27 protein-coding genes are annotated in these 25,586 nt (G+C 68.5%); 11 read left to right on the top strand and 16 right to left on the bottom strand.

The window, feature by feature from the left end; genetic code table 11:
- Positions 1-95 precede the first annotated feature (95 nt).
- The 10 genes from ACSFBC_RS01825 to ACSFBC_RS01780 form a co-directional block, all read right to left on the bottom strand.
- Positions 96-3,206 (bottom strand): efflux RND transporter permease subunit, encoded by a 3,111-nt coding sequence (locus ACSFBC_RS01825; RefSeq protein WP_435508597.1) that lies wholly within the window; start codon positions 3,204-3,206, stop codon positions 96-98.
- 15 nt (positions 3,207-3,221) lie between these two features.
- Positions 3,222-4,493: an efflux RND transporter periplasmic adaptor subunit gene (locus ACSFBC_RS01820; protein WP_435508596.1), complete on the bottom strand. Its 1,272-nt coding sequence runs from the start codon at positions 4,491-4,493 to the stop codon at positions 3,222-3,224.
- Complete coding sequence (locus ACSFBC_RS01815) at positions 4,490-6,016, bottom strand: efflux transporter outer membrane subunit (RefSeq protein WP_435508595.1); 1,527 nt, start codon at positions 6,014-6,016, stop codon at positions 4,490-4,492. The genes ACSFBC_RS01820 and ACSFBC_RS01815 overlap by 4 nt, the downstream gene beginning before the upstream one ends.
- Positions 6,013-6,747: a TetR/AcrR family transcriptional regulator gene (locus tag ACSFBC_RS01810; RefSeq protein WP_435508594.1), complete on the bottom strand. Its 735-nt coding sequence runs from the start codon at positions 6,745-6,747 to the stop codon at positions 6,013-6,015. The genes ACSFBC_RS01815 and ACSFBC_RS01810 overlap by 4 nt, the downstream gene beginning before the upstream one ends.
- A 187-nt stretch (positions 6,748-6,934) precedes the next feature.
- Complete coding sequence (locus ACSFBC_RS01805) at positions 6,935-7,603, bottom strand: glutathione S-transferase family protein (RefSeq protein ID WP_435508593.1); 669 nt, start codon at positions 7,601-7,603, stop codon at positions 6,935-6,937.
- A 231-nt stretch (positions 7,604-7,834) separates the two neighbouring features.
- On the bottom strand, positions 7,835-8,356 hold the full coding sequence (locus ACSFBC_RS01800) for a hypothetical protein (RefSeq protein WP_435508592.1): 522 nt from the start codon (positions 8,354-8,356) through the stop codon (positions 7,835-7,837).
- Between the two features lie 9 nt (positions 8,357-8,365).
- Positions 8,366-8,803, bottom strand: a complete 438-nt coding sequence (locus ACSFBC_RS01795; RefSeq protein ID WP_435508591.1) for a MarR family winged helix-turn-helix transcriptional regulator — start codon at positions 8,801-8,803, stop codon at positions 8,366-8,368.
- On the bottom strand, positions 8,800-9,174 hold the full coding sequence (locus ACSFBC_RS01790; RefSeq protein ID WP_435508590.1) for a GIY-YIG nuclease family protein: 375 nt from the start codon (positions 9,172-9,174) through the stop codon (positions 8,800-8,802). Before ACSFBC_RS01790 ends, ACSFBC_RS01795 begins: the two co-directional genes overlap by 4 nt.
- Positions 9,171-9,488, bottom strand: coding sequence for a hypothetical protein (locus ACSFBC_RS01785; protein WP_435508589.1), 318 nt, complete (start codon positions 9,486-9,488; stop codon positions 9,171-9,173). Before ACSFBC_RS01785 ends, ACSFBC_RS01790 begins: the two co-directional genes overlap by 4 nt.
- 239 nt (positions 9,489-9,727) lie before the next feature.
- The gene (locus ACSFBC_RS01780) at positions 9,728-10,018 is read right to left on the bottom strand and encodes a barstar family protein (protein ID WP_435508588.1); all 291 of its coding nucleotides are present in this window, start codon (positions 10,016-10,018) and stop codon (positions 9,728-9,730) included.
- A 141-nt stretch (positions 10,019-10,159) separates the two neighbouring features.
- Here ACSFBC_RS01780 and ACSFBC_RS01775 point away from each other — a divergent pair, with 141 nt between their 5' ends.
- The gene (locus tag ACSFBC_RS01775; protein ID WP_435508587.1) at positions 10,160-11,695 is read left to right on the top strand and encodes a sigma-54 interaction domain-containing protein; all 1,536 of its coding nucleotides are present in this window, start codon (positions 10,160-10,162) and stop codon (positions 11,693-11,695) included.
- 76 nt (positions 11,696-11,771) lie between these two features.
- Here ACSFBC_RS01775 and ACSFBC_RS01770 read toward each other — a convergent pair whose 3' ends face one another.
- Complete coding sequence (locus ACSFBC_RS01770) at positions 11,772-12,587, bottom strand: SDR family oxidoreductase (protein WP_435508586.1); 816 nt, start codon at positions 12,585-12,587, stop codon at positions 11,772-11,774.
- A gap of 59 nt (positions 12,588-12,646) precedes the next feature.
- Here ACSFBC_RS01770 and ACSFBC_RS01765 point away from each other — a divergent pair, with 59 nt between their 5' ends.
- On the top strand, positions 12,647-13,027 hold the full coding sequence (locus ACSFBC_RS01765) for a winged helix-turn-helix transcriptional regulator (RefSeq protein WP_435508585.1): 381 nt from the start codon (positions 12,647-12,649) through the stop codon (positions 13,025-13,027).
- On the opposite strand, the gene ACSFBC_RS01760 is transcribed toward ACSFBC_RS01765, so the two are convergent.
- Genes ACSFBC_RS01760 through ACSFBC_RS01750 form a run of 3 tightly spaced genes read right to left on the bottom strand, consistent with a single transcriptional unit; the run spans position 13,016 to position 15,304 of the window.
- Entirely contained in the window at positions 13,016-13,447 is a 432-nt protein-coding gene (locus tag ACSFBC_RS01760; protein WP_435508584.1) for a RidA family protein, read from the bottom strand. The genes ACSFBC_RS01765 and ACSFBC_RS01760 overlap by 12 nt on opposite strands.
- Complete coding sequence (locus tag ACSFBC_RS01755; protein WP_435508583.1) at positions 13,444-14,310, bottom strand: PhzF family phenazine biosynthesis protein; 867 nt, start codon at positions 14,308-14,310, stop codon at positions 13,444-13,446. The genes ACSFBC_RS01760 and ACSFBC_RS01755 overlap by 4 nt, the downstream gene beginning before the upstream one ends.
- 4 nt (positions 14,311-14,314) lie before the next feature.
- A complete protein-coding gene (locus ACSFBC_RS01750) occupies positions 14,315-15,304 on the bottom strand; it encodes a Bug family tripartite tricarboxylate transporter substrate binding protein (protein WP_435508582.1) in 990 nt (329 codons plus the stop codon).
- Between the two features lie 104 nt (positions 15,305-15,408).
- Here ACSFBC_RS01750 and ACSFBC_RS01745 point away from each other — a divergent pair, with 104 nt between their 5' ends.
- The gene (locus tag ACSFBC_RS01745) at positions 15,409-16,263 is read left to right on the top strand and encodes an AraC family transcriptional regulator (protein WP_435508581.1); all 855 of its coding nucleotides are present in this window, start codon (positions 15,409-15,411) and stop codon (positions 16,261-16,263) included.
- Between the two features lie 78 nt (positions 16,264-16,341).
- On the opposite strand, the gene ACSFBC_RS01740 is transcribed toward ACSFBC_RS01745, so the two are convergent.
- Positions 16,342-16,929 (bottom strand): BPSL1445 family SYLF domain-containing lipoprotein, encoded by a 588-nt coding sequence (locus tag ACSFBC_RS01740; RefSeq protein WP_435508580.1) that lies wholly within the window; start codon positions 16,927-16,929, stop codon positions 16,342-16,344.
- Between the two features lie 339 nt (positions 16,930-17,268).
- On the opposite strand from ACSFBC_RS01740, the gene ACSFBC_RS01735 reads away from it, so the two are divergent.
- The 7 genes from ACSFBC_RS01735 (at position 17,269) to ACSFBC_RS01705 (ending at position 23,617) form a co-directional block, all read left to right on the top strand.
- Positions 17,269-18,456, top strand: a complete 1,188-nt coding sequence (locus tag ACSFBC_RS01735) for a substrate-binding domain-containing protein (RefSeq protein WP_435508579.1) — start codon at positions 17,269-17,271, stop codon at positions 18,454-18,456.
- A gap of 139 nt (positions 18,457-18,595) precedes the next feature.
- Positions 18,596-19,360, top strand: coding sequence for an ABC transporter ATP-binding protein (locus ACSFBC_RS01730; RefSeq protein ID WP_435508578.1), 765 nt, complete (start codon positions 18,596-18,598; stop codon positions 19,358-19,360).
- Positions 19,357-20,097 (top strand): ABC transporter ATP-binding protein, encoded by a 741-nt coding sequence (locus ACSFBC_RS01725; protein ID WP_435508577.1) that lies wholly within the window; start codon positions 19,357-19,359, stop codon positions 20,095-20,097. The genes ACSFBC_RS01730 and ACSFBC_RS01725 overlap by 4 nt, the downstream gene beginning before the upstream one ends.
- A 148-nt stretch (positions 20,098-20,245) precedes the next feature.
- Positions 20,246-21,232 carry a branched-chain amino acid ABC transporter permease gene (locus ACSFBC_RS01720; RefSeq protein ID WP_435508576.1) on the top strand — a complete coding sequence of 329 codons (987 nt, stop codon included), beginning with the start codon at positions 20,246-20,248 and terminating at the stop codon, positions 21,230-21,232.
- Positions 21,233-21,242: 10 nt separating this feature from the next.
- Complete coding sequence (locus ACSFBC_RS01715) at positions 21,243-22,307, top strand: branched-chain amino acid ABC transporter permease (protein WP_435508575.1); 1,065 nt, start codon at positions 21,243-21,245, stop codon at positions 22,305-22,307.
- The gene (locus ACSFBC_RS01710; RefSeq protein ID WP_435508574.1) at positions 22,304-23,185 is read left to right on the top strand and encodes an alpha/beta fold hydrolase; all 882 of its coding nucleotides are present in this window, start codon (positions 22,304-22,306) and stop codon (positions 23,183-23,185) included. The genes ACSFBC_RS01715 and ACSFBC_RS01710 overlap by 4 nt, the downstream gene beginning before the upstream one ends.
- Before the next feature lie 102 nt (positions 23,186-23,287).
- Positions 23,288-23,617: a DMT family transporter gene (locus ACSFBC_RS01705; protein WP_435508573.1), complete on the top strand. Its 330-nt coding sequence runs from the start codon at positions 23,288-23,290 to the stop codon at positions 23,615-23,617.
- A gap of 15 nt (positions 23,618-23,632) precedes the next feature.
- On the opposite strand, the gene ACSFBC_RS01700 is transcribed toward ACSFBC_RS01705, so the two are convergent.
- Complete coding sequence (locus ACSFBC_RS01700) at positions 23,633-25,147, bottom strand: helicase HerA-like domain-containing protein (protein WP_435508572.1); 1,515 nt, start codon at positions 25,145-25,147, stop codon at positions 23,633-23,635.
- Positions 25,148-25,247: 100 nt separating this feature from the next.
- On the opposite strand from ACSFBC_RS01700, the gene ACSFBC_RS01695 reads away from it, so the two are divergent.
- Positions 25,248-25,559 (top strand): phosphopantetheine-binding protein, encoded by a 312-nt coding sequence (locus tag ACSFBC_RS01695; RefSeq protein ID WP_435508571.1) that lies wholly within the window; start codon positions 25,248-25,250, stop codon positions 25,557-25,559.
- Positions 25,560-25,586 lie beyond the last annotated feature (27 nt).

Genomic DNA, 25,586 nt, shown 5'->3' with positions numbered 1-25,586 from the left:
CCTTTCCGCAGGGGCAGCGTCTTCTCTCGTCGGGGCAGCCTCATGGCTGCCCCGACGTCGTTTGCATGCGCCGATCGCAGCCGGGGACTTCTCCGCTACTTGGATGCGGCGGGCTTCAGGTCCTCGTCGATGTGCGCATCGGCAGGCTGGCCGCGCAGCCGGCGCACGCTGCGCCGGATCCAGTGCTCGATGTCGTCGATGTAGGTGAACACGGCCGGCACCACCAGCAGGCTCAGCACGGTGGAGGTGATCAGCCCGCCGATCACGGCCATCGCCATGGGCGAGCGGAAGCTCGCGTCGGCCGCGCCCCAGCCGAAGGCGATCGGCATCATGCCGGCGCCCATCGCGATGGTGGTCATGATGATCGGGCGGGCCCGCTTGTGGCAGGCGTCGCGCAGCGCGTCCCAGCGGCTCATGCCATGGTCGCGGCGCGCGACGATCGCGTACTCCACCAGCAGGATCGAGTTCTTGGTCGCCACCCCCATCAGCATGATCAGCCCGATCAGCGAGGGCATCGACAGGGCCTTCTGGCCGATCAGCAGGCCGACGAAGGCGCCGCCCAGCGCGAGCGGCAGCGCGCACAGGATGGTCACCGGGTGCAGGAAGTCCTTGAACAGCAGCACCAGCACGATGTAGATGCACAGCACGCCGGTCAGCATCGCGAGGCCGAAGCTGCCGAACAGTTCGGTCATGACCTCGGCGTCGCCGATCTCGGCCACGCGCACGCCCGGCGGCAGGCTGCGCATCGAAGGCAGGGCGGCGACCATGGTCTTGGCATCGCCCAGGCCGACCTTCGAGAGCTCGATCTCGAAGTTGACGTTGCGCGAGCGGTCGTAGCGGTCGATCACGGCCGGGCCGCCCTCGACCGTGATCTTGGCCACCTGGCCCAGCATCACCGGGCCGCGCGTGCCGGGCACGGTCAGCCGTTCGAGCAGCGCCAGGTCCTGGCGCGCGCTGTCCTCGAGCTTGACCACGATCGGGACCTGCCGCTGCGCGAGGTTGAGCTTGGGCAGCGACTGGTCGTAGTCGCCCAGCGTCGCGACGCGCAGCGTCTCGGCGATGGCAGTGCTGGTCACGCCCAGGTCGGCGGCGCGCGCGAAGTCGGGGCGTACCGCGATCTCGGGGCGCACCAGGCTGGCGGTCGAAGTGATGTTGCCCAGGCCGGGCACGGTGCGCAGGTCGCGCTCCACCGCACGCGCCGCGGCGCCGAGTGCGACCGGGTCTTCGCCCGACAGCGCCAGGATGTACTTCTCGCCCGAGCCGCCCAGGCCGACCGTGCTGCGCACGCCGGGCAGGGACTCGAGCGCGGTGCGCATCTCGTCCTCGATCAGCTGCTTGCGCGGGCGTTCGCCGCGCGGGTCGAGCTGGATGGTCAGCGTGGCCTTGCGCGTCTCGGGCGTGCCCAGGCCGGCGAAGGGATCGCCGCCCGCGCTGCCGCCCGCCACCGTCGTGTAGACGCTCTTCACATGCGCAACCTTCATCACGCGCAGGCGCGCCTCCTCGGCCGTGGCCGTGGTCTGCGACAGCGTGGCGCCGGGCGCGAGCGACAGGTAGACCTGCGTCTGCGAGCCGTCGTCCGGCGGAATGAAGCCGGTCTTGAGCAACGGGATCATCGCGATCGAGCCGAAGAAGAAGAGCGTGGCCATCACCATGGTGGCGAAGCGGTGCCTCATGCACCACTCGGCCGCGCGCATGTAGAGCGTGAGCCAGCCGGCTTCCTTCTCCTGCGTGACGATGGGCTTCAGGATGTAGGCCGCCATCATGGGCGTGAGCACGCGTGCCACCACCAGCGAGGCGAACACCGCGAGCGAGGCGGTCCAGCCGAACTGCTTGAAGAACTTGCCGGCCACGCCGCTCATGAAGGCGGTCGGCAAAAACACCGCGATCAGCGTGAAGGTGGTGGCGATCACCGCCAGCCCGATCTCGTCGGCCGCCTCCATGGCCGCCTCGTAGGGCGACTTGCCCATGCGCAGGTGGCGCACGATGTTCTCGACCTCGACGATCGCATCGTCGACCAGGATGCCGACCACCAGCGACAGCGCGAGCAGCGAGATGATGTTGATCGAGAAGCCCAGCAGGTGCATGCCGATGAAGGCCGGAATCACCGACATCGGCAGTGCGATGGCCGAGACGAAGGTGGCGCGCCAGTCGCGCAGGAAAAGCCACACCACGATCACGGCCAGGATCGCGCCCTCGTACAGCAGGTGCAGCGAGCCGTCGTACTCCTCCTGCACCGGCGTGACGAAGTTGAAGGCCTCGTTGAGCTGGATGTCCGGGTGTTGCGCGCGCATCTCGGCCAGCGCGCCCTGGATCAGCTTGCCCACGGCCACTTCGCTTTCGCCGCGGCTGCGCGCGACCTCGAAGCCGACCACGGTCTTGCCGTCGAGCAGCGCGGTGGCGCGAGGCTCGGCGATGGTGTCGCTGATGCGCGCCACCTGGTCGAGCCGGATGCGGCGCCCGTCGGTCAGCGGGATCTGGATGTCGCGCAGCTCGTCGGCCGACTGCACCGTGGCCAGCGTGCGCACCGGCTGCTCGCTGCCCGACAGGTCGAAGCGGCCGCCCGCGCTCTCGGTCTGCACCAACCGCAGCTGGCGCGAGATGTCGGCCGCGCTGGCGCCCAACGCCTGCAGCTTGGCCGGGTCGAGGTCGACGTGCACCTGGCGCGTCACACCGCCCACGCGGTTGACCGCGCCCACGCCGGGCAGGCTCAGCAGTTTCTTGGTCACGTCGTTGTCGACGAACCAGCTCAGGCCCTCGGCGTCCATCTTGGTCGACGAGATGGTGTAGGCCAGCACCGGCTGCGCCGCGAAGTCGAGCTTGGTGACGACCGGGTCGCGCACGTCGGCCGGCAGGTCGGAGCGCACGCGCTGCACCGCGGAGCGCACGTCGTCGACCGCCTCCTGCACCGGCTTCTCGAGGCGGAACTCGATGATCAGCGTGGCCGCGCCGTCCTGCACCTTGGTCGTGATGTGCTTGAGGCCCTGGATGGTGGCGATCGCGTTCTCGAGCTTGCGCGCGACGTCGGTCTCGAGCTGCGAGGGCGCGGCGCCGGGCAGCGCGGCCGTGACCGTGACGGTCGGCAGGTCGATGTCCGGGAAGTTCTGTACCTTCATCGCGTTGAAGGACAGCAGCCCACCGAAGGTGAGCAGCACGAACAGCATCACCGCGGGAATCGGGTTGCGTATGGACCAGGCGGAAACGTTCATGGTGAGCGAGGCTCCTTACTTGGCCGCGGCCGAGGCGGCCGGTGCCGGGGAGGCCGGGGCGACGGCCGCGGGCGTGTCGACCACGCGCACCAGGTCGCCGTCGTTGAGGAAGCCCGCGCCTTGCACCACCACCCGCGCATCGACCGGCAGCGGGGTCAGGACTTCCACGCGTTCGCCGACGCGGCGGCCGGTCTGGATCTTGAGTTGCAAGACACGCTGGTCGGGCTGCAGCACCAGCAGGTGGTTGAAGCCGTCGCGCGGCACGATGGCCGCTTGCGGCACGGTCAGCGCATTGCTGCGACCGAGCTGGAATTCACCGTTGGCGAACATGCCCGCCTTCAAGGCCCCCACGCTTGTCGCTTCGCGTACTGCGCTGCCCCCCGAGGGGGCGCTCGCGCCTTCGGGCGGCCGTGCGGCGCTCGAGCCGGTGTTCTGCATCAAGGAGGGAATGTCGACGTAGACCAGCGCATTGCGCGTCTGCGGATCGACCGTCGGCGCGATGCTGCGCACCGTGCCCTGCACTTCGGCACCACTCGCGCTCACGACGACCGCCGGCGTGCCGACCACCACGCGGCCCAGCTCGGCCGAGGTGACTTCGGCGCGCCATTCGAGCCTGCCCTTGCGGATCAGCTTGAACAGTTCGGTGCCGGCGGCGACCACGCTGCCCACGGTGGCGGTGCGCGCCGAGATCACGCCGTCGTCGGGCGCCAGCACCTGCGTGTTGCGGCCACGCACCTGCTGCGCGGCCAGCACGGCCTCGGCCGCCTCGACGCGCGCCTTGGCGGTCTGCTCGGTGGTCTGGTACTGGTTGATCTGCTGCTGGCTCAGCGCGCCGGTCTGCGCCAGCGTGCGGGCACGCGCCGCATTGCCGGCCGCGTCGGCCGCGGTGGCCTTGGCCTCGGCCAGCGAGGCGCGGGCCTGTGCCACGTCGGCGTTGATGGTCTCGGGCGAGAACACGGCCAGCACCTGGCCCTTCTTGACCACGTCGCCGATGTTCACCCGCACCTCGGCCAGCCGCAGGCCGTTGGATTCGGAGCCGATGCTGGCCTCCTGCCAGGCCGCCACGTTGCCGTTGGCGCTGAGCGTGACCTTGAGTTCGCTGGGCTCGGCGCGGGCGACCGTCACGGTCAGCGCCGGGCGCGGGGCGCCATCCTGCGTGGCGGCGGCATTGGGGGGCGGCGTGGCCGTCTTGTCGGCCGGCTTGCGCAGCAGCCAGAAGGCGAGCGCGGCGACGACCACGACGGCCAGCAGCACGGCGATGAGGGTGGAGCGGTTGAGTCTTTTCATGGCGTCGTCGAGGAAAGGGAGGAGGTGTTCTGGGCCAGTGCGGCATCGGGTCGCGTCCAGCCGCCGCCGGTCGAGCGGTAGAGCGCGACCCAGGCTTCGGCCCGTTCGCGTTGCAGCGCCACGCGGGCGGTCTGCGCCGCGAACAGCGTGCGGCGTGCGTCTTCGAGTTCGAACAGGCTGGCGAGCCCACTCTCGTAGCGGGCCTGCGTCGCGTTGAACGAGGCCTGGTAGTTCTGCACCGCGGTGTCGGCGTCGCCGGTGCGGGCATCGGTGGCCTGCAGGTTGACCAGCGCCTCCTCGACTTCGCGCACCGCCGTGCGCACGCTGCCGCGGTAGAGCGACACGGCTTCTTCGTAGCGGGCCTTGGCCGATGCGGCGTTGGCCGCACGCGTGCCGCCGTCGAAGATCGGCAGCGTGAGTGCGAGCGGGCCGATGGTCCAGGTCTGCAGGTCCTGGCTGGCGCCGCCGCTGCGCAACTGCAATGCCGCGACCGAGCCCTGCAGCGTGAGCCGCGGATAGCGGTCGGCCTCGGCCGCGCCCACGTCGGCGCTGGCTGCGGTCACCGCGAGCTCGGCGGCGAACACGTCGGGCCGCTGGGCCAGCATCTGCGCCGGCACGCTGGCGACCGCGTGCACCACGGGCAAGGGGCGGTCGGACGCCACCGTGGCCAGTTGCTGATCGAGTGCGCGTGCGTCGAGCCCGCTCAGCGCGACCAGACCCTTGCGCAACACCGCGCACTGCGCGCCTTGCTGCTTGAGCCGGCCCGAGGCGTCGGCTGCGCTCGCACGCGCCAGTGCCGCATCGGCCGGAGCGGTGAAGCCGGCCTTGGCCGACAGGTCGGTGAGCCGCGCGGTCTCGCTGCGCGAGCGCGCATCGGATTCGGCCACCGCCAGTTGCCGCTGGCAGGCGCGCTCGGCGAAGTACTGGTTGGCCGTTTCGGCCGCCACCGACACGCGGGCGTCGTGCCACTTCGCGTTGGCGCTCTGCAGCCGCGACTGCGCGGCGTCGCGGCTGGCGCGCCGGCCACCGAACAGGTCGATCTCCCAGCTCGACTGCAGACCTGCCTGCAGCGTGGTCACGCCCGGCAGCGAGGTGCCGGACTCGGTCGCGCCGCCGCCCGCGCCGCTCGTGGGCGAGTTGCCGCGCTGTGCCGACAGCGTGCCGTCGAGCGTGGGCAGCAGCGCCGCGCCCGACTGCACGCGGGTGGCGCGCGCCTCGACGATGCGTGCCGAGGCACTGGCGACCGTCGGGCTGGCGGCCTGGGCGGCTTCGACCAGTGCGACCAGCACCGGGTCGTCGAGCTGGCGCCACCAGTCGCTCAGGCCGGGCAGCGAGCCGGCGTGGGGCAGGGTGGCCGTGTCGACGACCGCGGTGGCGGGCAGCGGTGCGTTCCACTGCGCCGGGATGGGCGCACTCGCGGTGGCGGGCGGACGCGTGATGCCGCAGGCGGCGAGGGCCAGCGGCAGGCACAGCAGCGCCAACCGACGCGTGCGCGCGTGCAGGGTCAGGGCGTTGAGGTTCATGGACTTTTCTTCCGGGAAGGCTTGGGGGCGGCTGGCTTCGTGGCTGGCGGGGGGAGGGGGGCGGCGCGCCGGGCCGCCTCGGCATCGATCATGGCCATCGCATAGCGGTGCAGCCGATCGGCCCAGGTGTCGATGCTCTGCGCGGACTTCAGCAGCGACGGCCGCAGCGTGTCGACGATGTCCTGCATCACGAACAGCTGCATCGCGAGACCGCTCACGGCCAGCGCCAGCCGGTGCACATCGTCGTCGGCCTTCTTGACGCCCAGGTGACGGCACAGGATGCCCACCAGCGCCTCGTGCGGGCCGCGCACATCGCGCTCCAGCTCCTCGGCCCATTGGCTGGTCGGCTCGACCATCTCGCGCATGTGCAGCCGCATGCACTGGCGCACGATCTCGCCGCGCTTGAGTGGCTCGACGTAGGCATTCATGCACAGCCTCAGCGCCTCGTGCATCGGCAGCTCGGGGTCCTCGAACAGCTTCACCAGGTCGCCGGGATTGCCACCCATCGGTTCGTTGAAGGTGGCCGAATACAAGCCGGCCTTGTCGCCGAAGTAGTAGCTGATCGCGGCGATGTTCACGCCCGCGGCCTTGGCGATCTCGCGGGTCGAGGTCTTGGCGAAGCCACCCTCGGCGAACAGGCGCAGGGCGGTGTAGAGGATGCGCGAGCGGGCCTCGACGCCATCGCTGCGCGGACCGCGGGTCTGCGGCGGTGGGGGGGGAGGAGGAGTCATGCGGCGCCCATTACAGCATGAACATCAATCGATTGATTGACTTATTTTGTTTCTGCGACCGAAACATTCGGAGGCTCGGCAGCCGCTGGCGGACGTTGGTCCTCGCGGAAAAGCGTGAATGCCGCGCTCTGCAGTCACCGCCTGCACGACCTCAGCACACCTAAAACCGTCCCGTGACGGCTTCTGCTCACGGGGAGAGGTGTGATTCGAGGAAGCGCGGCACCGGCCGGCCCTGCGACGCCAGAAACTTCATCATCGGTCCGACCACCGCGCGCACCGCCGGGCGCTGGCCGATGCGGTCACGCCAGGCGACGAGGCGCGGCGTGGCATCGGTCATGCCGGCGCCTTTGCGGTCCGCGAAAACATGGGCCATGTACAGGGCGATGTCGGCGTAGGAGTAGTCGCCCACGAGATACTCCCGCTCGGTGAGCAGCCCATCCATCGCCTCGTAGTGCCGCGCGCAAGCCGCACAGGCTGCCATCGCGGGGGTGCTCTGCATCGCGTCCTGCAGGCTGAACAGCTGGACGACGTTCGGGAAAAAGACCTCGTCGGACAGGTGCTCGAGCTTGCGTGCCTGTGCACGCGCCGCCGCGCCGCTCGGCCAGAGGGCGGGGTGCGGCTGCAGGTCCTCGAAGTACTCGAAGATCTGAGTCGAGTCGAAGATTTCGACGGCACCGTCGATCAGCACCGGCACCTGTTGCTTGGGGTTGATGCGCAGCACCTCGGGGTGGCGCGGTTCGTAGCGGTCGTCACGGTCGAAGGGCACCATCACGCGCTCGAACCTCAGTCCTTTTTCGAGCGCCGCGATCTCGACCTTGGCGCCGAACATGCTGAGCGGGCCGGTAAACAATTGCATGGGGTCACATGTCAAAGGGAGAGGAAGCGTGTCGACCGGATCGTATCCGGGCAACGAGCGCGCAATGGCCGGCGTGAATCAGGCCATGGCCCGCACTTCGGTGCCGTGCCCGAGCGGCGGCTTCGGGCCGACTGTAGCCGGTCGTGCCGACGTCGCGAAGGGGCCCGAAACGAACATGCTCCGTCACATTCGGGGCGCTGGGAAGCACCCATTGGCCCTTGGCTCTTGCAGTCAAGTCGAAGGCTTTGCCCGGCGTCCCGTTCTCGCGGTCGCACCACTCCCACGGCGCGCGAATGTCGACGGGGGTGCCTTCAGCCGCTGGAGTGCCAATCTCAACCATGGGTCGGTGCCGTAGGCGCGCACCAGATCATGGCCAGTTGCGGCCCAGGCCCCGTCGCGGGGATCCAGTCCGAGTGCTTGGATGAAGGGGTCGCCCGCCACGATGAACTGCCTCTGGTAGGGAAGCAGCACGGCCCCCTGGTGGGCCGCCAGAGCCGAACACGCCTCGTCGTAATTCGCGAACCATTGGTTCAGCAGCGCGTTGCAGGCAGGAGCGTGCCAGAGCCGCCCCATGTCGTCGCCAACCTGCGCTTCGCGGCCCAGGACGCTGCGCCCCTGATCCCAGTGTGCGAATCCGACCTCCCTGGCCACCTGATGGAGGCAGTCGCGCAGTCGCAGATCCGTCTGCTCGCGCCGAGCGCTGTTGAGCCGCAGCCGGGCCCGCGTCTTGAGCTCCACCAACAGTGCGGTCATGATGCAGCTTCAGGCCGCCAGCGCCGTGGTGACGCAGAGGTGAGCCAAGGCCGCTTCCGCATGCGACCGTGCCTCGTGCGACAGACCGTGCACAGCGCTGGCGCACACCGCTTCTGCCGTGACGAGCGCTTCATTCAGCAGCCTCCGTGCGACCGGCCGAATGAGAACGACGCGGCTGCCGTCGTCCGCCGCGGTCTCACGCTGAACCCAGCCCATCTTTTCCAGGCGCACCAGCTCTCGCGTCACCGTAGACAGTTGCATGCCCATGGGACGCTGCAACCTGGCGACGGGCATTCGACCGTCTTCGGTTCTTGACAGCAGACGCAGCAGGATGAAGTCGCTCAGGCTGATGCCGTGGAACGTACCGAGTTCGGCGTCGAGCTTCAAGGCGAGGCTGGCATGCGCCAGGCTGATGCGCAGGCATAGATCGATGGCGTTCGTGGTCATGGGCTTGCCGTGAAGAAGGCGTCGGAAGAAGAGACCCCGGTTTCGCGTTGTCCATCGAGCTCCTCGCGCCACAGGGCCAGCAACGAAGCAAGTTCGGCTTGGGGATCGAAGGCGGGATCGTCGCGCTTCTTCAAGATGTCGATGACTTCGAAGCGCAAGCCGTCGGCCCCCCAACGAAGCCAGTCCTCGAGCAGCCGCTTGTTGCGGTGCGTCTTGTTCTTGAGTTCGAAGCGATCACGGTTCATCGCCCCGTCGACGTTCAGGCTCGCCCCAACGAAGACGACTTTGCCGGCCCCGTTTCGGATGGCGTATACGCCCATGCGCGGGCCTGTTTCCTTGTACTGCTTCGACAGCTCGCGTCTCTGGGTCATGCCGGCGCTCCAAAGTCGTCGAAGGGTGGGCGGTTCTGTTCGATGGTCTTGTGGCGGGCGTCGATCCATGCGCGAGACTCAGGATGCGTCAGCCAGTAAAAAGGGGCGTCCTGGTCCAGCCCTTGCAGCACGCGCTCGGCGAAATCCGATGCCGGTTCGGCGGGGTGCATCGTCCGCGCGACGTGCGCTGCAAACGGATCGGCGGGGGTACCAATGCCGGAGCCGGAGCCGGCACCCGTGACGAGTGCGGGGAGCGAAGAGGACGCGAGAGGAGAGGAGGCCATGACGATGATCCATGTTTCGTTGATGGCCACTACCGCGATGGGCCAACGATAACAATGATCTGTCAGGTCGAAAACGAGACGAAACGAGGGTGAGAGCCTCTTGTGCGGAACGGCGCCCCTCAGCACCGAGTCGAGATTGTGCCCGAGGAGGGGGCGCTCATGCAAGACCGACCGCGCCGATGTCCCGGGGCCGACGCATGCGCATGGGTGGCGCGTGAGGCGACAGAAAGCTGCCGGTCACGAACGCTCGTTCCTGGCCGAGAGGCGCGTCAGTCGTAGGTGACCGTGGCTGCGGACGATGGATACATCGCTTGCGCTCGAGTGAGTGCCTGCCGAAGCATTTCGGCCTCCCGTGGCAGCCATCGCTCCAGTTCGAGCCAACCTCTGAGTCGCAGGTGACGTGGCATCTCTACCAAGCCGGTGATGGCGTCCCAGAACGCATCCCAGTTGTGCCCGTAGAAGTCGGGGAACCGAAGATCGGTCATCAGACGCTCGTGAAGCGCGCGAGAACTGCGAATGCCGATCAGCTCGATGGTCAGCTCTGCTTCTCGCGTTTCCATTCGGAGTCCTTGCAACGTTGGGGGGAGCCACGGATTGTCCGGTGTCGGCCGACTGTAGCCGGCAGCGATGGGCATGTGCTCGACGCCCGGTGGAGTTCAGGCCCGGCGTGCCAAGGCAGCGCTCGCGCTACGATCCCGCGCATGCCTACCGTCCCGGCGCCGCCGCCCGCGCTCCCCCTCGACCCCCAGGGCATCCTCGCGCTCGCCGCGCGCTCGATGTTCCACCTGTTCTCCAGCATCAGCCAGGGCATGTTCCTGGTCGACCGCAGCGGCCGCATCGTCTGGGTCAACGAGGGCTACAAGCGCTTCCTGCCGGCGCTGGGTTTCAGCTCGGTCGACCAGTTCGTGGGCCGACCGGTGGAGGAGGTGATCCACAACACGCAGATGCGCGAGGTGCTGGAAAGCGGCAAGCCGATCCTGATCGACCTGCTGACCAACAAGGCCGGCACCTTCGTCGTGAGCCGCATCCCGCTGCATGCCGAAGTGGCGGGCGCCGAGGGCGACGCGGCGCTGGGCGAGGTGATCGGCGCGATCGGCATCGTACTGTTCGACCATCCGCAGACCACGCTTCAGCCATTGATCAGCAAGTTCGCGATGCTGCAGCGCGACCTCGACGACGCGCGCCGCGAGCTCGCGACGCAGCGCAACCATCCGCTGTGGAAGCAGGCTGGCGCCGACGGCCAGCGGCGCGCCAAGCACACCTTCGCCAGCTTCATCGGCAGCAGCCCGGCCGCCGTCGACGTCAAACGCCACGCGCGGCGCGCGGCGCAGTCCTCGAGTCCGGTGCTGCTGCTGGGCGAGACCGGCACCGGCAAGGAGTTGCTGGCGCATGCGATCCATGCGGCCTCGGCGCGCGCCAATGGCCCTTTCGTGAGCCTCAACATCGCGGCCGTGCCCGACACGCTGCTCGAGGCCGAGTTCTTCGGCTTCGCGCCGGGCGCCTTCACCGGCGCCGACCGCAAGGGGCGCGAGGGCAAGTTCAAACTGGCCGACGGCGGCACGCTGTTCCTCGACGAGATCGGCGACATGCCGCTCGCGCTGCAGGCCAAACTGCTGCGCGCGCTGCAGGAGGGCGAGATCGAGCCGCTGGGTTCGAACAAGCTGGTGCCTTTCGATGCACGCGTGATCGCCGCCACCTCGCGTGATCTGCCGGCGCTGGTGCGCAACGGGCGCTTCCGCGAAGACTTGTACTACCGCCTCAACGTGCTGCCGCTGCGCGTGCCGCCCCTGCGCGAGCGGCGCAGCGACATTCCCGCACTGGTCGAGGCGCTGGGCGAAGACATGGCCCAGCGCAGCGGCGAAGCCCCGCCCGAGCTGCTGCCCGACGCGCTGGCCTTGCTGGCCGCGCAGCACTGGCGCGGCAACACGCGCGAACTGCGCAACGTGCTGGAGCAGCTGGCGATGCGCAGCGACGCGACCCGCATCGACGCGGCCGAGGTCAAGCGCGTGCTGGCCGAGACCGGCCTCGAGAAGATCGCAGCGCCCGAGCCGCTGGTCACGACCGGCGACGACGCCGACCAGGCCCGCCTGCTGCGCCCGATGGCCGAGCAGATCGCCGAACTGGAGCGCCGCGCCATCGCCGCCGCGATGGCGACCACCGGCGGCAACAAGCTCGCGGCCTCGCGGCTGCTGGGGATCTCGCGCGCCACGCTGTACGACCGCATATTGGACGATTGAGCGACGTCGGCCTCAGGGCGCGGCCACGCACGCCGAGCAGGGTCCCGGGCGCGGCAGCGCAAGGGCTTTCGTCATGTCAGGCGGTCGGCACCGTCCCGCCGTCGATCACGTACTCGGCACCGGTGATCGCAGCGGCGCGCGACGACACCAGGAACCCGACCAGCTCGGCCACTTCTTCCGGCAGTGCCGGGCGGCCCAGCGGGATGCCGCCGAGCGAGGCCATCAGCGCCTGCTTCGCGCCTTCGTAGTCGGTGCCGCCGTTGCGCGCGATCTCGGTGACCAGGCCGACTGCCGCCTCGGTCTCGACCCAGCCGGGCGACACGCGCACCACGCGCACGCCCTGGGGGCCGACCTCCTTGGACAGGCTCTTGCTGTAGGTCGACAGCGCCGCCTTGGCCGCGGCGTAGGCAGTGGTGGCTTCATGCAGCGGCAGCTGCCGCTGGATCGAGGTGATGTGCACGATCACGCCGCTGCGTTGCGCCAGCAGGCCGGGCAACAAGGCGCGGTCGAGCCGCACCGCGGGCATCAGGTTCTGGTCGAGCGCCCACTGCCACTCGCGGTCGTCGAGCACCGCGAAGCCGCCGGCCGGGGCGGAGGAGCCGCCCACCACATGCACCATGATGTCGATGCCGCCGAGTTGCGTCTGCACCGCCTCGGCCACGGTGGCGCAGCCAGCGGCGCTCGATACATCGGCTTCGACGAAGTGCACGCCTTCGGGCAGTGCGCCGGCCGGCGGCCGTTGGCGTGCAGTCGCCAGCACCGTGGCACCGGCACGCGCCAGATGGGCGACGATGGCCTGGCCGATGCCCTTGCTGCCGCCGGTGACCAGCGCGCGGCGGCCCTGGAGATCGGTGAGGAAAGAAGGAGCGGAAGAGGGGGACGAGTGTGTCATGCGGAGGTGCTTTCAAGGGCTGGATGGCAAGGCGTCGATGCTCGCGATACCCTCGTGCCATGACAAGAACGCACCTCGAAGTAAGCGCTCCAGAAAAGGGCAAGCAACGCCCGCGCTACACGCCGCTGTCGGCCGCCATCGACGTCGAAGCCGCGCTGGGGGTGCTTGAAGGTCGATGGAAGCTGGTCATCCTGTTCCAGCTGTTCGACGGGAAGGTGCAGCGCTTCTCCGATCTCGAGAAAGGCATCGACGGCATCTCGCAGAAGATGCTGGTCCAGCAGCTGCGCCAGCTCGAGGCCGATGGCCTGGTGGCGCGCACGGTCTATGACGAGTTGCCGCCGCGCGTCGACTACCGCATGACGCCCTGGGGCCAGGCGCTGTGCCCGGCGCTCGACGCAATCCTGTTGTGGACCGAGGCGCGGGACCGGTCAGCCTGCTGAAGCCAGGGCCAGCACCATCGACACCTCGACCACGCCGCCACTCGGCAGCGAGGCCACGCCGATGGTGGTGCGCGCGGGCAGCGGCGCATCGGGGAAGGCGCGCTGCAGCGCGGCCGAGGCGGCGTTCATCACCGCGGCGTGCTGTGTGAAGTCGGCGGTGGCTTGCAGGTAGCCGGTCAGCGTGACGACCTTGCTCACCGCGGCGAGGCTGCCGAACTCGTCTTCCACGGCGCGCAGGATCGCGCCGACCGCGGCCACCGCGGCGGCCTCGCCCCGTGCCACGTCGTCGGGGCCGGCCAGCACGCCGGTGATCGGCTTGCCGTCATGGCGTCCGACCACGCCGCTCGAATGCAGCAGGCCGCCGGCCTCGGAAAAACTGGCGTAGAGGCCTGCGGGCCGGGCGCGTTCAATGGCTGTCATGGGGTGTCTTTCAAAGGAGGGGACATCGCCTGGGCTTCGCCGCGCAGCCAGCAGCCTTCCGTGATCGCGGTCGCTGCCGGCAGCCGCACGAAGATGGCCGAGGGCGAACCCATGGCCTCGCCCTGGCGCACGGTGACGAGTGTCGCAGCGTCGCCCACCAGTTGCGCTTCGCGCAGGCCCCAGGCCAGTGCCGCGGCGGCGATGCCGGTGGCCGCATCCTCAGGGTAGCCGGAGGACTTGGGGAACTGGCGCGCGCTGACCGTGGCCGGTGTATCGTTCGCGACCGCGTAGGGGTACAGGCCGGTCGAGCCCAGGCGCTCGCACAGGGCTTCGACCCCGGTGAAGTCGGGCTGCAGCGCATGCAGCGCCTCGACGCTCTGCAGTCGGATCAAGGTCTTCACGCGGCTGGTCGAGGCGTTGAGCACCGGGCCGATGATCTGCGTGGGCGCGATGTGCAGACAGCGCGCAATCTCGTCGCGCAGCGCATCGCCCACGGTCTGCACGGTGGCGCGCGGCTGGCTGATCTCGACCCTGCCGTCGACATGGCGGCCGTGCACCGTGCCGCTCAGCGTCTCGACGGTGGTGGGCTGGCCGCGCCAGTGGCCGTCACGGTGCAACAGCCACAGTGCGCCGATGGTCGCATGGCCGCACATCTCCATCTCGTGGCGCGGCACGAAGTGGCGCATGCGCCAGTCGTGCGCCGCAGGGTCGGATGGGCGCAGCACGAAGACCGATTCGTGGCCGCTGTCGCGGGTGCGTTCGAGCATCTGCGCGGACGACAGGGCATCGGCTGCGAGCCATACGGGGGCCGGGTTGCCGCCGCGGTCGCTGCCGGGCATGGAGAAGACGCGAATCAGTTCCATGGGCTCAATCCGCCTTGGCGTTGACGGAACGCGCAATGCCGCCCCATAACGCGATGTCGGTCCTGATCTGCGCAGCGAACTGCGCCGGGTTCAGTGTGAGCGGCGCGACGCCCTTGGCCAGCATGTCGGCGCGCAGCGCGCGGTCCTGCAGCGCGCGGTCGAGGGCGGTGCGCACGCGCAGCACCAGGTCCGCAGGCGTGGCGGCCGGCGCCATCAGGCCGTACCAGAGCGCGGGCTTGAAATCCTTCACGCCGCTGGACTCGAAGGTCGGCAGGTCCTGGAACACGGCCGACGCTTCGCTGATGGCCAGCGCGCGCATGCGTCCGGCGCGGACCTGCGGCACCAACGCCGTCGGGTTGTCGAACAGCACCTGGATCTGGCCACCCATCAAGTCCGACTGCGCGGGCGCCGCACCGCGGTAGGGGATGTGCGTCATCTCGATGCCGGTGCGCTGCTTGAACAGCTCGGCCGCCAGGTGGCTGGAAGTGCCGTTGCCGATGCTGCCGTAGTTGAGCGCGCCGGGATGTTTCTTGGCGTGGGCGATGAATTCGGCGAGGGTGCGCACCGGCAACGCGGGCGTCACCACCAGCACGAAGGGCGTGGTGCCGATGGTGCCGACGGGCGTCAGATCGGCCAGCGGGTCGTAGGGCAGCTTGGGGTAGACGGCCTGTGCCGATGCGATGGTGGTGGTGGTCGCGGCCACCAGCGTGTAGCCGTCGGCGGGTGCCTTCGCGCCGTAGCCCGTGCCCACCGTGCCGCCCGCGCCCGCGCGGTTGTCGATGATCACCGGCACGCCGAGTTCGGCCTGCAGCCGCACCTGCACCGAGCGGAAGATCACGTCGGTGCCGCCGCCGGCCGGAAAGGGCACGACGATGGTGATCGGCCTGGCCGGGTAGGGCGCGGCCGACCAGGCGATGGCCGGCGCGAGCAGGGTGCCGGCCGCGGTGGCTGCGGCGGCGATCAGCCAGGGACGGCGAAGGGTGAGGGAGGTCATTGCATGTTCCTTGCATGTGCGGGGCGACGGCTTTTGATTCTGTCGAGCGCCGCGCGCCGCATGCACCCGATCGCGACGCCGGCAACACGAATTGCGACAATCCCATGACCATGCAACGCCAGCCACCGTCCGCGCCAGCCTCGCCGCCGATGTCGCTCTTCGCCGAAGGGGCGGCCCGGCGCGCGACCATGGTCGCGAACACGCGCGAGGGCTATGCGACCGCGCTGCATGCGCACGATTGCGACATGCTCTTCGTGCCGGTCGCGGGCCGCTTCGACGTGCTCGACGCACGTGGCGAAGCGATGCAGTCCGCGCCCGGCGATTTCGTCTGGTTCGCCGCCGGCGCCGCGCATGCGACCGCCGCGCAGACGCTGCGCCAGACCCACGTCGCGGTCTACATCGATCCCGATTTCTGGAGCACGGCCTTGCGTGCGCACGGTGTGCAGCGGCCGCTGCAAGGCATGCGCGCGGGCAGTGCTGCGCTCAACATGCTGTCGCAGAGGATGCTGGAGGTGGCCCGTGCGGGCACGCCCGCGGACAGTGACAACGGCGCGGTGTACTGCGGCGCGCTCATCATGGAAGCGGCGCGCCTGAGCGCCAACCCGCTGCTGCAACAACGACGCACGCCGGCGCGCATGGTGGCGGAGTCCCTGGCCGAGGCGATCGAATCGGACCTCTCGCAATCGCTGTCGCTCGAGGTCTTCGCGGCCCGCCACCAGCTCTCGCGCCGCCAGGTCGAGCGCAGCTTCCGCGCCGCGTTCGGCATGTCGCCGCTGGCCTTCCAGCAGATCAAACGGGCGGACCGTGCGCGCTACCTGCTGGCCACCACATCGGATTCGGTGCTCTCGGTCGCGCAGCAGGTGGGTTGGGAATCCGGCTCCCATCTCGCGCGGGTGCTGCAGAAGACCTGGGCGTTGACGGCGGCCGAAATCCGCAACGCCGCGCCCTTGCGACCCTGAACGAAAAAAGGCCCCGCTGCGCGGGGCCCTCGTTCCTGCGGCACCGAGACCGGGCGTGCCGGTCTGCGGTGGCGGGACTTACAAGCTCACTTCGGTGATCTTGGCGCCCGAGATCGACACGCCGGCTTCCAGGCCCACGTTGGTCAGCACGAAACCGACGACGGGTTGACGGACGGTGTTGGTGTCGACCGAGCCATTGGCGCCGACGTTGGCCACTGCCACGGTGGCATCGGCACCGGCAGTCCAGCCCTTGCTTGCACGGAACTTGGCCAGTGCGTCCTGGGTGTTGAACAGGTAGATCACGGCCTTGGATTGCGCGCCGGCCTGGAAGCCGATCGAGCCTGCGGTCGTGCTGTAGTAGGCCTGGGTGCGGCCACCGGTGCGCAGCGAGCCGCGACCGTATTCGGCGCCGACGCCGAAGCTGGCGCCGACCACGGCCGGGAAGACGAGCACGCCGGCCGACTTGGCCACCATTTCGCGCGAACCCGGCACGGTGTCATAGAGCTTCGACAGCGACGCGTCGACCTGGGCGTCGATCGAGGCGCGCGAGGAAGTCTTGGTGCCGGTGTCGCCGGGACGGGTCGTCGTGCAGCCGACGAAGGCCACGCTGCAGGCCGCGATCGCGGCGGTGGTGACAAGGGTGCGGAGCGTGAAGCTTTTTTGCATGGTTCGAATTCCTTATATGAACGGGCCTGCCGGTTCCGCATCTGCGGCGAGAAATCAAGCGGCCCGGACGGATGCTAAGTCGCCTGGCGCTGCGAAAAACGCACTGAGGGAGACGGCCTACGCGAAGTCGGGCGGTTTGGGAGCCTGCGCGACGGCAATCGTCTTATCCCTGGAAAACCCTGATCAAATTTCAGTCATATGCCTGAATAGAAGACAGTTCAATTGCCTGAAAGAAGGTCGATCCAAGCGCTTCAGAGGGAAAAGTCGTTTGCAATCAAGTGTTTCCGAGTTGGCACGACATGTGCAATATTCAGTCATTCCAACCAGGAGACATCCACCATGAACCGTCGCCATCTCGTCGCGCTGGCCGCCTTGGCCACCTGCACCGTCGCCCTTACGGCGCACGCGCAGTCCAACGAAATCCGCATCGCCCACGTCTACAGCAAGACCGGCGCCCTCGAAGCCTACGGCAAGCAGACGCAGACGGGCCTGATGATGGGCCTGGACTACGCCACCGGCGGCACGATGATGGTCAACGGCAAGAAGCTGGTCGTGATCGAGAAGGACGACCAGGGCAAGCCCGACCTCGGCAAGTCGCTGCTGGCCGCCGCCTACTCCGACGACAAGGCCGCGCTGGCCGTCGGCCCGACGGCTTCGGGCGTGGCGCTGGCCATGCTGCCGGTCGCCGAGGAATACAAGAAGATCCTGATCGTCGAGCCCGCGGTGGCCGACTCGATCACCGGCGACAAGTGGAACAAGTACATCTTCCGCACCGGCCGCAACAGCTCGCAGGACGCGATCTCCAACGCGGTCGCGGTCGACAAGGCCGGCGTCACCGTCGCCACGCTGGCCCAGGACAACGCCTTCGGCCGCGATGGCGTGAAGGCCTTCGCCGGCGCGCTGAAGAAGGCCAAGCTGGCGCACGAGGAATACCTGCCGCCCGCGACCACCGACTTCACCGCCGGTGCGCAGCGCCTGATCGACAAGCTCAAGGACGTGCCGGGCCGCAAGATCATCTGGATCGTCTGGGCCGGTGCGGGCAATCCGTTCAAGATCGTCGACCTCGACCTCAAGCGCTACGGCATCGAGATCGCCACCGGCGGCAACATCCTGCCGGCCATGGCGGCCTACAAGAGCCTGCCGGGCATGGAAGGCGCGGCCTACTACTACTTCGGCATCCCGAAGAACCCGGTCAACGAGGCCCTGGTTTCGGCTCACTACAAGCAGTTCAAGTCGCCGCCGGACTTCTTCACGGCCGGCGGTTTCTCCGCCGCGATGGCGGTGGTGACGGCGCTCAAGAAGACCAACGGCGACACCAGCACCAACAAGCTCATCGGCACCATGGAAGGCATGAGCTTCGACACGCCCAAGGGCAAGATGACCTTCCGCAAGGAAGACCACCAGGCGATGCAGTCGATGTACCACTTCAAGATCAAGGTCGACCCGGCGTTCGCCTGGGGCGTGCCGGAGCTGGTGCACGAGATCAAGCCGGAAGAAATGGACATCCCGATCAAGAACAAGCGCTAGTCCTGGGCTCACCCCCAGTCTTCGCGCACCTTGGCCCGCCCTGAGCTTGTCGAAGGGTGTCGCTTCGCCAACCCCCTTCCGGGGGCAACACCAGCGGCCCGGCAAAGCCGGTTCCGCGGTGTTCCTGAACCAAACCTCCATGCTCGTCACCCAAGACCTGACCATTCGTTTCGGCGGCCATGTGGCCGTCAACGCGGTGTCCTGCGCCTTCGCCCCCGGCACCCTGACGGCCATCGTCGGGCCCAACGGGGCGGGCAAGACCACCTACTTCAACCTGATCTCCGGCCAGCTCAAGGCCAGCGCCGGCACGGTGTCGCTCGATGGGCGCGACCTGTCGGGCCTGTCGCCTTCGGCGCGCACGCACGCCGGGCTGGGCCGTGCCTTTCAGCTGACCAATCTGTTCCCCAATCTCACGGTGCTGGAGAACGTGCGCCTCGCGGTGCAGGCGACGCGCGCGGGTGCGCACCGGCGCGGGCTCAACCTCTGGAGCATCTGGAGCGACCACCGCGCACTGACCGAGCGCGCCGACGAACTGCTGCTGCAGATCAACCTCAAGGCCAAGGAGCACGCTACCGTGGCGAGCCTGCCGCACGGCGACCAGCGCAAGCTCGAGGTCGCGCTGCTGATGGCACTCGAGCCGCAGGTCTTCATGTTCGACGAACCCACGGCCGGCATGAACGCCGCCGAAGCGCCGGTGATCCTCGACCTGATCCGCCAGCTCAAGCAGGACAAGACCAAGACCATCCTCCTGGTCGAACACAAGATGGACGTGGTGCGCGAACTGGCCGACCGGATCATCGTGCTGCACAACGGCACGCTGGTGGCCGACGGCGAACCGGCCGAAGTCATCGCCTCGCCGATCGTGCAAGAGGCCTATCTCGGCGTGGCGAAGGAAGCGGCATGACCATACCCACGAACACATCCAACCTTCTGACCCTCGAAGCCGTGCAGACGCACATCGGCGCGTACCACATCCTCCACGGCGTCGACCTCGTGGTGCCCAAGGGCCAGCTCACCATGCTGCTCGGGCGCAACGGCGCGGGCAAGACGACCACGCTGCGGACCATCATGGGCCTGTGGCACGCGTCGAAGGGCAGGGTGCATTTCGCAGGCAAGGACATCACCGCACTGCGCACGCCCGAGATCGCCGCACTGGGCATCGCCTACGTGCCGGAAACCATGGGCATCTTCGCGGACCTCACGGTCAAGGAGAACATGCTGCTGGCAGCGCGCGCTGCCAAGAACGCCGACGCGATCGACGACACGCGGCTGAAGTGGATCTTCCAGCTGTTCCCGGCGGTCGAGAAGTTCTGGAACCACCCGGCCGGCAAGCTGTCGGGCGGGCAGAAGCAGATGCTGGCCGTGTCACGCGCCATCGTCGAGCCGCGCGAGCTGCTCATCATCGACGAGCCCAGCAAGGGCCTGGCGCCCGTGATGATCAACAACATGATCGACGCCTTCGCCGAGCTCAAGCGCAGCGGCGTGACGCTGCTGCTGGTCGAACAGAACATCCACTTCGCGCAACGCCTGGGCGACAGCGTGGCGGTGATGGACAACGGCCGTGTGGTGCACAGCGGCGCGATGGCCGCGTTCTCCGCGGACACGCAACTGCAGCAATCGCTGCTCGGACTCGCTCTATGAAGTATTCGACGTCTGGTCCCCTCTCCCTCCGGGAGAGGGCTAGGGTGAGGGCCCGCGGCCTGTGCAACGGGCACACCCTCATTTTGGTCCCGTTGGCCCTCACCCCAACCCTCTCCCAAAGGGAGAGGGAGCAAGAGGGAGCGCAGCAATGAAAGCCACCGATCTCGACTGGAAGCCCTTGCTCCTGGTTCCCGTGCTCGCGCTGGTCGCGCTGCCGCTCACTGGCTCGCTCTCGACCTGGCTCACGCTCACGGTCGCGGGCCTGGCGATGGGCATGATCATCTTCATCATCGCCTCGGGACTCACGCTGATTTTCGGCCTGATGGACGTGCTGAACTTCGGCCACGGCGTGTTCATCGCGCTGGGCGCCTTCGTCGCGAGCAGCGTGCTCGGCCTGATGGGCGACTGGACCGGCTCGGGCGAGCTCTGGCGCAACCTGGTCGCGGTGTTCCCGGCCATGCTGGTCGCGATGCTCGTGGCCGGCGCGGTCGGCCTGGCCTTCGAGCGCTTCATCGTGCGGCCGGTCTACGGCCAGCACCTGAAGCAGATCCTGATCACCATGGGCGGCATGATCATCGGCGAAGAACTGATCAAGGTGATCTGGGGCCCGGCGCAGATTCCGCTGCCGCTGCCCGAGGCGCTGCGCGGCTCGGTCTTCGTGGCCGAGGCCGCGATCAGCAAGTACCGGCTGCTGGCGGTGGCGGTGGGCCTGGTGGTGTTCGGCCTGCTGGCCTGGACGCTGGGCCGCACCAAGATCGGCCTGCTGATCCGCGCCGGCGTGCAGGACCGCGAGATGGTCGAGTCGCTGGGCTACCGCATCGGCCGGCTGTTCGTCGGCGTGTTCGTGGTCGGCAGCGCGCTGGCCGGCCTGGGCGGCGTGATGTGGGGCCTGTTCCAGCAGAACCTGATCCCGCAGATGGGCGCGCAGGTCAACGTGCTGATCTTCATCGTGATCATCATCGGCGGCCTGGGCTCCACGGGCGGGGCGCTGATCGGCGCGCTGCTGGTGGGCCTGATGACCAACTACATCGGCTTCCTGGTGCCCACGCTCACGCAGTTCGCGAGCATCTTCCTGATGGTCGCCGTTCTGCTTTGGCGGCCGCAGGGTGTGTACCCGGTCGCGAGCAGTCGCTGAGGAAGAAGCCATGTTGAGACGTCTCCTTTCCAACGACATGCCACGCAGCCGCGTGCTCGCGCTGCTGCTGCTCGCGGTCCTGCTGGGCCTGGCCTTCGCGCCCTTCGCGTTCCCGGGCGTCAAGGCGCTCAGCGTCGCGGCCAAGATCCTGGTGTTCGTGGTGCTGGTCGCCAGTTTCGACCTGCTGCTGGGCTACACCGGCATCGTGAGCTTCGCGCACACGATGTTCTTCGGCATCGGTGCCTACGGCATCGCGATCGCGGCCAGCCGCATGGGGCCGAGCTGGGGCGCGGTGGCCACGGGCCTGGGCGGTGCGCTGGCGCTCTCGCTGGTGCTGGCACTGGCGATCGGCCTGTTCTCGCTGCGGGTGCGCGCGATCTTCTTCGCGATGATCACGCTCGCGGTGGCTGCGGCCTTCCAGACGCTGGCATCGCAGCTGTCGGAGTTCACCGGCGGCGAGGACGGCCTGACCTTCAAGCTGCCCGAGCTCATCTCGCCGAGCTTCGAGTTCGCCGAGGAACCCTTCTTCGGCGTGTCGCTCGACGGTCGGCTGCTGTGCTACTACCTGCTCTTCGTGGTGGCGGTGGTGCTGGTGCTCGCGCTGCTGCGCATCGTGAACTCGCCCTTCGGCCGCGTGCTGCAGGCGATCCGCGAGAACGAGTTCCGCGCCGAAGCCATCGGCTACCGCGTGGTGGTCTACCGCACCACGGCCGCCGTGCTGTCGGCGCTGTTCGCCACGCTGGCCGGCGCGATGCTCGCGATCTGGCTGCGCTACAACGGGCCCGACACCTCGCTGAGCTTCGAGATCATGGTCGACGTGCTGCTGATCGTGGTGATCGGCGGCATGGGCACGATCTACGGCGCGGCCATCGGCGCAGTGCTGTTCGTCATCGCCCAGAGCTACCTGCAGGACCTGCTGCGCATGGGCAACGAGGCCGCGAGCGGCCTGCCATGGCTGGCGGCGTTGCTCTCGCCGGACCGCTGGCTGCTGTGGCTGGGCGTGCTGTTCGTGCTGTCGGTCTACTACTTCCCGACGGGCATCGTCGGCAAACTGCGTACGCGTGCTGCACGATGAACCCGATCTCCCCTTCGTCTCACTACGCACCACTGCTCGGCCGCGAGATCCATTGGATGGACTGGGGCCCGAAGGAGGGCGCCGCCGTGATCGCCTGGCACGGCCTGGCACGCACCGGCCGCGACATGGACGAACTGGCCGCGCACCTGGCAGGGCAGGGCTTTCGCGTGATCTGCCCCGACACGATCGGCCGGGGCCTGAGCCAATGGAGCCCGCTGCCTGACGAGGAGTACCAGCTCTCGTTCTACGCCCGGCTGGCCGAGGCGCTGTGCGACGCGCTGCAGCTCGACCGCGTGCACTGGGTCGGCACCTCGATGGGCGGCGCGATCGGCACCGTCTGCGCATCCGGCCTGTTCGTGCCGCGCATGAAGCAGCGCATCGCGAGCCTGGTGCTCAACGACAACGCGCCCGAACTCGCATCGGCGGCCATCGAGCGCATCAAGGCCTACGCGGGCAATCCGCCGGCGTTCGACACCGTCGCCGAGCTCGAGGCTTTCTTCCGCACCGTCTACAAGCCTTACGGCTGGCTCAGCGACGCGCAGTGGCGCCGGCTCACCGAGACCTCGACGCGCCGCCTGCCCGACGGCCGCGTGACGCCGCACTACGACCCGAAGATGGTGCGTCAGTTCACCGCGCACGACGACGACTACGGCATCTGGTCGCACTGGGACGCGATCGAGACGCCGGTGCTGTGCTTGCGCGGCGTCGATTCCGACCTGGTGCTGCGCGAAACGATCGTCGAGATGCGGGGACGCGGTCCCGGTGCGGCCGGCCGGCTGCAGGTGATCGAGGTGCCCGATTGCGGCCATGCGCCGGCGCTCAACGTGCCGGCGCACCTCGATCCGATCGAAGCCTTCATTCGCGCGGCACCGCCCTGAGCGGGCCGATCGCGTCGGTGTGCGCACGCAAAACCCATCCGTGCACGCCGCGGGTCTTTGGGCGACAGGGCACAGTGCTGCCTTTTCGTCGAAAGGATCTGCATGACCTGGCTCTACCTTGCCTTCGCGATCGTGGCCGAAGTGGCCGCGACCTCGGCACTCAAGGCCTCCGAAGGTTTCACCCGCCTCGGCCCCTCGGTGCTGGTGGTCGTCGGCTACGGCATCGCCTTCTTCCTGCTTTCGCTGACGCTGCGCACCGTCAGCGTGGGCGTGGCCTATGCGATCTGGTCGGGCGCCGGCATCGTGCTGGTGTCGCTGGTCGGCCTGGTGCTGTTCAAGCAGCGGCTCGACGGCCCGGCGATGCTCGGCATGGGCCTGATCGTGGCCGGCGTGGCGGTGATCCAGCTGTTCTCGAAGACCACCTCGCACTGAGGCCGGGGCGCCGGCTCAGCGCTTCTTCGCGCCGAAGATGCTGCCCAGCACGCCGCGCAGAATCTCCTTGCCCAGGCCGGTGCCCGCAGTGCGCACGGCCGACTTGGCCATGGTCTGCACCAGGCCGTCGCGCTTGCCGCCGCGCGGGCCGGTCGAGCCGAACAGCAGGTCGTTCAGGCCGCCCATCATGCCGCCGGCCTCCGCTGCCGCGCCGGGCTTGCCGCCGGCCACCACCGGCGGCGCATCGGGCGCCGTGGCTGTGCGTGCCTTGAGCTTCTCGTAGGCCGATTCGCGGTCGGCCGTCTTCTCGTAGACGCCGGCAACCAGCGAATTGGCGATCAGCTGCTGGCGCTGCGCTGCAGTGATCGGGCCGAGCTGGCTGGCCGGGGGCAGCACGAAGACGCGCTCGGTCACGCTGGGCCGCCCCTTTTCGTCGAGCAGGCTCACCAGCGCTTCGCCCACGGCCAGCTCGGTGATCGCGGCCTCGATGTCCAGCCCCGGCTTCGGACGCATGGTGGTGGCCGTGGCCTTGACCGCCTTCTGGTCGCGCGGCGTGAAGGCACGCAGCGCGTGCTGCACCCGGTTGCCCAGTTGGGCGAGCACGGTGTCGGGGATGTCGAGCGGGTTCTGCGTGACGAAGAACACGCCCACGCCCTTGGAGCGCACCAGGCGCACCACCAGTTCGATGCGTTCGACCAGCGCCTTGGGCGCGTCCTTGAACAGCAGGTGGGCCTCGTCGAAGAAGAACACCAGCTTGGGCTGCTCGGGGTCGCCGATCTCGGGCAGTTGCTCGAACAACTCGGACAGCAGCCACAGCAGGAAGGTCGCATAGAGCCGCGGCGCGTTCATGAGCTTGTCGGCCGCCAGCACGTTGACCACGCCCTTGCCGTCCACGGTCTGCATGAAGTCCTGGATGTTGAGCATCGGCTCGCCGAAGAACTTGTCGCCGCCCTGGCTCTCGATCTGCACCAGGCCGCGCTGGATCGCGCCCACGCTGGCCGCGCTGATGTTGCCGTAGGCGGTGGTGAACTGGCTCGCGTTGTCGCCCACGTGCTGCAGCATCGCGCGCAGGTCTTTCAGGTCGAGCAGCAGCAGGCCGTTGTCGTCGGCGATCTTGAACACCAGGTTCAGCACGCCGGCCTGCGTCTCGTTGAGGTCGAGCATGCGGCCCAGCAGCAGCGGCCCCATGTCGGAGACGGTCGCGCGCACCGGGTGGCCCTGCTCGCCGAACACGTCCCACAGCGTGACGGGGCAGGCCTGCGGGGCAGGGGGCTCGATGCCGCGTTCCTTGAGCGTGGCTGCGAGCTTCTCGCCGATGTTGCCGGCCTGGCTGATGCCGGTCAGGTCGCCCTTCACGTCGGCCATGAAGACCGGCACGCCGATGCCCGACAGTTGCTGGGCGAGGGTCTGCAGCGTGACCGTCTTGCCGGTGCCGGTGGCACCGGTGACGAGGCCGTGGCGGTTGGTCAGGCCGGGCAGCAGGAAGCACTCGGTGCTGTCGTGGCGGGCAATCAGAAGCGGGTCGGCCATGGGGGCTCCGGTCGGGTCGAAAACGGTCAGTCTATCCAAGGCGCGCTCCTATAATTCGCCGCTTAACGCCTTTGTTTCGTGAAATCGTTCAGGAGTCTCCGTGTCATCGACCCCCATCCCCTCCGTTTCCGCCGAAGGCGTCAGCCCTGAACAGACGCCGCTCGAACTCGAGCTGGCAACGCTGCTGGTCGAATCCCTGAACCTGGAGGTCGCACCCGCCGAGGTCGACCCCAACGCACCGCTCTACGGTGAAGGCCTGGGCCTGGACTCCATCGACATCCTGGAAGTGGCACTCGAAGTGTCGCGCCGCTACGGCTTCCAGCTGCGCTCCGACGACGAGCGCAACCAGCAGATCTTCACGTCACTGCGCACGCTTGCGACGCACGTGGCACAGAACAAGACCACCGCCTGATGACGGGGCAGGGCGCGGCGATCTCCG

Origin of the sequence: Variovorax frigidus, assembly GCF_051216515.1 — a bacterium.
Lineage (GTDB): Bacteria > Pseudomonadota > Gammaproteobacteria > Burkholderiales > Burkholderiaceae_C > Variovorax.
This window is presented reverse-complemented; position numbering and strand designations above follow the sequence as displayed.